Origin of the sequence: Enterococcus sp. VV15, assembly GCF_005236045.1 — a bacterium.
In the GTDB taxonomy this organism is placed as follows: domain Bacteria; phylum Bacillota; class Bacilli; order Lactobacillales; family Enterococcaceae; genus Enterococcus_B; species Enterococcus_B durans.
Map to the genome: position 1 here is coordinate 1 of NZ_QPTY01000067.1, position 5,035 is coordinate 5,035.

Annotated in this window: 11 protein-coding genes; all 11 read right to left on the reverse strand. The window is 36.5% G+C overall.

Features of this window, described 5'->3' with window-relative positions:
- Positions 1 to 269 (reverse strand): phage terminase small subunit (gene terS / locus DVW83_RS14075; protein WP_238699437.1); only part of this gene is annotated, 269 nt, incomplete at its 3' end.
- A 45-nt stretch (positions 270 to 314) separates the two neighbouring features.
- A complete protein-coding gene (locus tag DVW83_RS14080; protein ID WP_135981631.1) occupies positions 315 to 521 on the reverse strand; it encodes a hypothetical protein in 207 nt (68 codons plus the stop codon).
- Positions 522 to 662: 141 nt separating this feature from the next.
- Positions 663 to 1,862, reverse strand: coding sequence for a site-specific DNA-methyltransferase (locus DVW83_RS14085; RefSeq protein ID WP_137239580.1), 1,200 nt, complete (start codon positions 1,860 to 1,862; stop codon positions 663 to 665).
- 1 nt (position 1,863) lies between these two features.
- Complete coding sequence (locus DVW83_RS14090) at positions 1,864 to 2,094, reverse strand: hypothetical protein (protein ID WP_137239582.1); 231 nt, start codon at positions 2,092 to 2,094, stop codon at positions 1,864 to 1,866.
- A 551-nt stretch (positions 2,095 to 2,645) separates the two neighbouring features.
- Positions 2,646 to 3,062, reverse strand: coding sequence for an ArpU family phage packaging/lysis transcriptional regulator (locus tag DVW83_RS14095; protein WP_137239590.1), 417 nt, complete (start codon positions 3,060 to 3,062; stop codon positions 2,646 to 2,648).
- 76 nt (positions 3,063 to 3,138) lie between these two features.
- Entirely contained in the window at positions 3,139 to 3,435 is a 297-nt protein-coding gene (locus DVW83_RS14100; protein ID WP_123840578.1) for a hypothetical protein, read from the reverse strand.
- Positions 3,432 to 3,635 (reverse strand): toxin PIN, encoded by a 204-nt coding sequence (locus tag DVW83_RS14105; protein WP_137239584.1) that lies wholly within the window; start codon positions 3,633 to 3,635, stop codon positions 3,432 to 3,434. The genes DVW83_RS14100 and DVW83_RS14105 overlap by 4 nt, the downstream gene beginning before the upstream one ends.
- Before the next feature lie 6 nt (positions 3,636 to 3,641).
- Positions 3,642 to 3,872 carry a hypothetical protein gene (locus DVW83_RS14110; protein ID WP_123875079.1) on the reverse strand — a complete coding sequence of 77 codons (231 nt, stop codon included), beginning with the start codon at positions 3,870 to 3,872 and terminating at the stop codon, positions 3,642 to 3,644.
- Between the two features lie 25 nt (positions 3,873 to 3,897).
- Complete coding sequence (locus tag DVW83_RS14115) at positions 3,898 to 4,179, reverse strand: hypothetical protein (RefSeq protein WP_002343590.1); 282 nt, start codon at positions 4,177 to 4,179, stop codon at positions 3,898 to 3,900.
- Positions 4,179 to 4,487, reverse strand: coding sequence for a MazG-like family protein (locus tag DVW83_RS14120; RefSeq protein ID WP_137239586.1), 309 nt, complete (start codon positions 4,485 to 4,487; stop codon positions 4,179 to 4,181). Before DVW83_RS14120 ends, DVW83_RS14115 begins: the two co-directional genes overlap by 1 nt.
- A 176-nt stretch (positions 4,488 to 4,663) precedes the next feature.
- Entirely contained in the window at positions 4,664 to 4,978 is a 315-nt protein-coding gene (locus DVW83_RS14125) for a DUF1140 family protein (RefSeq protein ID WP_137239588.1), read from the reverse strand.
- Positions 4,979 to 5,035 lie beyond the last annotated feature (57 nt).

A 5,035-nucleotide genomic window follows, 5' to 3' on the forward strand; every position in this document is an offset into this window, starting at 1 on the left:
CCAACTGGCGGTGATGCTCGGCTATTTCCTTTATTCCCTATGGCATTCTGATTGCCGATAGGTGCGCCACCTTGATTAGTAACGTTACCTTTTGCATTGGTAACATTACCTTTCAATTCAGCACTCCATTTATCTATTGATTTCCATTTTCTAATTTGAGAATCTGAAACATTTAGTTCATCTGCAATATCCTTTAATTGCTTTTCTCCGTTGGATTCTAACCAAATCTTTTTGGCTTCATCACGTCTTGGATCACGCTTTCTTGCCATTCAATACACACCACCTCACATTCTGTTTAGGTTGAGTTTTGTTTTCTAATTTTCAATATCTTTTAGCATTAAATCAGCTTCAATCAATATCTTTAAATCGGAAACTTTGTCTAACTTGATTTGTCCTGATTGGAGATTTTTAAGCCATTTTCCTAAAGCTACTCGAATAATTTTCTTATATTCTTCAATTGATTCTGCTTTTTCCATAGCTTTTTCGATCTCATAATCTAAATCAAAGTTTTCGTTTTCCATTGTGTAAGCACCCCGCATTTGATAAAATGCTAAAAGACACAGAGGGTGTAGAAAAACCACGCGTGGGAATTCTCTGTGTCTTCGGGGGCTTAGTGTCCTCGTTGAAGTAGTCGAGTGTTAGCGCACTCGGCTTCTTTTTGTTTAGTTTATCTTAATTGCCTTTTTACCTGTAAATTCTTCCCATCGATTAACGATTACATCTACATACCGAGGGTCTAGCTCCATTAGATATGCATGTCTATCATTTTGTTCACAAGCAATCATTGTAGTGCCGCTTCCACCAAACATATCTAAAATTTTATCGCCTTTTTTCGAACTATTTTTAATTTGGTAATCAAATAAAGGGATAGGCTTCATAGTAGGATGTTCTTTATTCGCTAAATGCTTATCGAACTCAAGAATCGTTGTTTGTTTTCGATCTCCATACCACATATGGCTACCATCATTTTTCCAACCATATAAACAAGGTTCATGCTGCCAGTGGTAGTCTTGACGACCTAATACGAGAGAATTTTTGAACCATATTAATTCTTGTTTTACTAAGAAGTTAGTATCTACTAGTGAACTAACAAAATTCACAACTTCTGATGATGCATACCATACATAAAAAGAAGCCCCCTCTCTCAGATAATCAGCTACTGAATCAAAGGCACTTTTTAAAAACTCATAAAATTCACTAGAAGTCTTATTATCGTTTTGAATTTTTAACGAATCTTCTGTTTTTCCTTCGTAATTTACATTATACGGCGGATCGGTAATGAGAAGATCTGCTTTATCTCCGTCCATCAATAATTCGATATGCTCTTTATTTGTACTATCACCACACATTAATCGATGATTACCTAGTTGGTAAATATCACCTAATGTTGCTTTAGGTTTCTCTGGAAGCTCAATCTCAAATTCATCATCTATTGCTTCGTTTTCCATATCCAATCTCATATCATATTGTTCGATAACGTCTTGTATCTCATCTTCAACAAAGCCAGATAAATCAAGAATATCAGCATCTAACTCTTTTAATAACAAAGCCAGTTTGTCATCATCCCAACGGCCACTAATCTTATTGAGAGCTATGTTTAACGCTTTTTCCTTGTCGAGTGGTAAATCTACTACCGATACTTCTATCTCTTCACACAAACCTAAATCTTTAGCTACAGTGACACGCTGATGACCGCCCACGAGATTTCCTGTTCGTTTGTTAAAAATAGGCGGATCAACAAAGCCAAATTCGAGAATAGATTGTTTTAGTTTTTCATACTCATCCATTCCTGGAGTAAGTTTGATTCTTGGATTATAATCAGCAGTTTTCAAGTCTGCCAACTTCATTATTTCGATTTGCATTCTAATCCCTCAAATTCTTGTTGATGTTACTTTGAATATTTGGTTCGTCAAAGAATCCATGACCGCAATAAACGAGTTTGCACGCATCAATTTCTTTCGGTTCTGCTTCTCTAATCATCTCTATGACAGAATACTTCTTTTTGATTTGTACTGATCGAACTATTCTAATTGGATCATTATCATTTGGTTGCGGATATCTATTAGATAATGACACGTACCAGTAGTTTCTCATTTGACCTTTCTCCTTCTGCGAAAAGGAATAACTTCATTGCTTTCCTTTCGTTTATATGTATCGCTCTTTATTAGTCTCCTATACTCATATACTTTTTCGCCATTACCTTTATGAACAGTGATTACTTCATACTTCTGTTCTAAGTATTGTGGTCTATACATTGTTGTTACCCCCTTTTGTGCAAAATAAAAAGATCGCTCGTTGAGTGATCTAGTTTTCTAAGTCGCTGGCAATGAATCGAACATTGCATGGTTGCCGAAGCATTGACCTAGCACGCATGCTTAGCGTCTACCCTTTCCGCCACAACGACATAATTAATAGATAGACAACAGTAGCTGATAAACAACAAAGATTTAGGAGGAGTTGAGTTCACATCCTTTATTTTTATTGTCTACTGCTGTCTATCAAGAAGAAGTTTAATAACCCGATGAGGGAGATTTCCTCCCTTCGTTTATTTGTCGAAGTCCTGTTTCCTAATCTTTCGACACTATCATAATATCACGTTAAACCGCTCAAAAACCCTACACTATCCCTACAAAAACCCTACAAAATCAACGATACTGAACTAACACGCCTTTTTTATATGCTTCTGCAAATTCGATCAGCGCGATAGATTTCAGCTTCTCTACATTCTTTTCACCGTATCCTCGTATCAATTGCCCTATTTCATAATTAGAGTGCTTATTTACGTCACAAAAGCTATAGTAGAGTATCTGACGGCTAATCAGACTAAGAGCCATCAAGGCTGCTAAAATCGCATCTCTTTCAGCTTCTATATCCATCATCTGAATGATCGCGTCTTCTGTCTTATTGCCATGCTTCGGTGCTTTCGGCATATCGGTTATGATAGGAGACTTAATATCTATCAAAGAGCGACCTGCCATCCGCTCCAAACGCCGAAAGTTTTTCAGCACATCTCTCGCATTGCATCTTGTCTGTTTGAAATCTACCTCTCGTAACAATTTCATCAAGTCAAACCGCTCCTTTTATGTGATATAATAAACTTGTCGGATTTATTACATCAGTCGGAGCGATCCGGCTTTTTTATTTGTCATTTATTAGTTCAATATCCACCAATCTCGCTACAGCTAAATTCTCTTTGCTTTTCGCTAACCACTTATCACATTCCATCGTGTTTTCAATACGAATGATTGCTGAGTGATTATAGACGTGTTCTACATATCCACGAAATGGGTAGATGAACCCTTCTGCTTCGCAGCGAACCATGTCACCGACTTTGAATTTTGGTTTCTTACGTGTTTTAGGGTTCTTTGTCGGCATATCTAGCATTAAACCGCCGATGCCGTGGCTGCTGGAGTAAAATCCGTCTTTTAGTTTCATCTCATTTCCTCCCATTTACGATCATCATTTAATATCAAAATCCCAAACTTACGAATAGTCTCACTCGCATCAGCAACACACTGACTTACTACTTTATATGCTTCTTCTACTGAAACTCCGTATTCTTTTTCAAACTTTGCCTTTAGTACATTCAGTTCCTGTTTTCTTAGTTTTGCTACTCTGCGGTGTCTGGTGTTCATTTTCAATCAACTCCCTAATCTGAAAGTGTTGTCTATACTTGATCGAAATTCTTTTAAGTGGTTCTCTACCACAGAATCAGTCACGTTAAAACGATCAATTAATACAGGTGCTACCATATCTTTCAAATAACTCTGTCTGATGACTAATTCAGTACCCTCAGGAAGCTTTTTATTAACCTCCCGACCGTTAATAATTGACTGGACGTCTGCTTCGCTTAGTGGTATTTCGTATTTCATTCCGCTTCCTCCTGTTCTTTATTACTTAAAAAAACGAATAATGATAGTCTAGACAATAAGCTTGAGAGGTTTCAGCAATTATCTTTGTATAAGCTCTCTCCCTGCATTCTGGGCATAAATCTAAATCTTTAACTAACAATGTTTGCTTATCTTCTTCATGAAAATTTCCATACTCGTCTCTATGCCCTATTTCTCTAACAGCACAACTAACAGTTAAGAAGTTTTTTGACTCACCTTCATGGATAATTTTTTTCTTTTTACAAACATCACATGTAATTTCAGCTGTATATGTTTTTTTAGTTGCCATCACGCTTCCTCCAAATCACTCGACTTCACGAATACACCATCTACCATTTTCCCTGTGCGTCCTTTGATTTCGTTGTATGCTTGGTTCAGACATTCGTACAGATCCATATCGTTTTGTATAGCTAAAATAATCAAGGTTACTACTACGTCTCCAATTCCGTCTCTTAAACCATGTTCATCTTTTCTAGCTAGAGAAGCGGCAACTTCCCCAATCTCTTCGATCGTTTTTAACATTTGCTTGCTGGAATCAGCTTGATCCAATCCCTTATCTTTAGCCCACTGCTCTACTTTTGTGATTAGTTCGTCCATTATTCATTCTCCTTTATATATTTAAGTTGGATAATACAACTTGTAACAAATGAAGCTAATGTTAAAATTGTGCCGATTGGTGTTAAAAAACCGCTTTTTATCGTATTAATTAATATAGCTACAAATATCGTTATATAGAATACAAAGTGAATTGACGCTAACATTGAATTAAACATCTAGTCCTCCTCGAAATACTCATTCAGTATCTCTATATACTTTTCTACAAACTTGAAACGATCTTGATGAATTTTCTTGCTCCAATTTGTTTGCCGATCCAGCTCACGCATCTGATCGAACCCTTTTTGAATTTCGTTGTAATAAAATTCAATGTTTGCTGCTGCTTTCCAATGCCTCGATGTTCGAACTCCTGATCCTGTTTCAGCCATTTCCAATTTGACTATTTCAGCTCGTTCTTTTGCTTTTTTGTCTTTCTGAATCTTCATCATGATTTTCTTGAGGATGATGTCACTGTATTGTGTAATGAGATTCATTATTTCTCCTCCTAAAAATTAATATCGTCGTCATTGTCATCTTCTGTATTATCGATT

What these genes read in the sequence shown, in the direction of transcription:
- DVW83_RS14125 (WP_137239588.1), bottom strand. Translation starts at nt 4,978, where the DNA reads ATGAATCTCATTACACAATACAGTGACATCATCCTCAAGAAAATCATG.
- DVW83_RS14090 (WP_137239582.1), bottom strand. Translation starts at nt 2,094, where the DNA reads ATGAGAAACTACTGGTACGTGTCATTATCTAATAGATATCCGCAACCA.
- DVW83_RS14110 (WP_123875079.1), bottom strand. Translation starts at nt 3,872, where the DNA reads ATGAAATACGAAATACCACTAAGCGAAGCAGACGTCCAGTCAATTATT.
- DVW83_RS14080 (WP_135981631.1), bottom strand. Translation starts at nt 521, where the DNA reads ATGGAAAACGAAAACTTTGATTTAGATTATGAGATCGAAAAAGCTATG.
- DVW83_RS14120 (WP_137239586.1), bottom strand. Translation starts at nt 4,487, where the DNA reads ATGGACGAACTAATCACAAAAGTAGAGCAGTGGGCTAAAGATAAGGGA.
- DVW83_RS14100 (WP_123840578.1), bottom strand. Translation starts at nt 3,435, where the DNA reads ATGAAACTAAAAGACGGATTTTACTCCAGCAGCCACGGCATCGGCGGT.
- DVW83_RS14095 (WP_137239590.1), bottom strand. Translation starts at nt 3,062, where the DNA reads ATGAAATTGTTACGAGAGGTAGATTTCAAACAGACAAGATGCAATGCG.
- DVW83_RS14085 (WP_137239580.1), bottom strand. Translation starts at nt 1,862, where the DNA reads ATGCAAATCGAAATAATGAAGTTGGCAGACTTGAAAACTGCTGATTAT.
- DVW83_RS14115 (WP_002343590.1), bottom strand. Translation starts at nt 4,179, where the DNA reads ATGGCAACTAAAAAAACATATACAGCTGAAATTACATGTGATGTTTGT.
- DVW83_RS14105 (WP_137239584.1), bottom strand. Translation starts at nt 3,635, where the DNA reads ATGAACACCAGACACCGCAGAGTAGCAAAACTAAGAAAACAGGAACTG.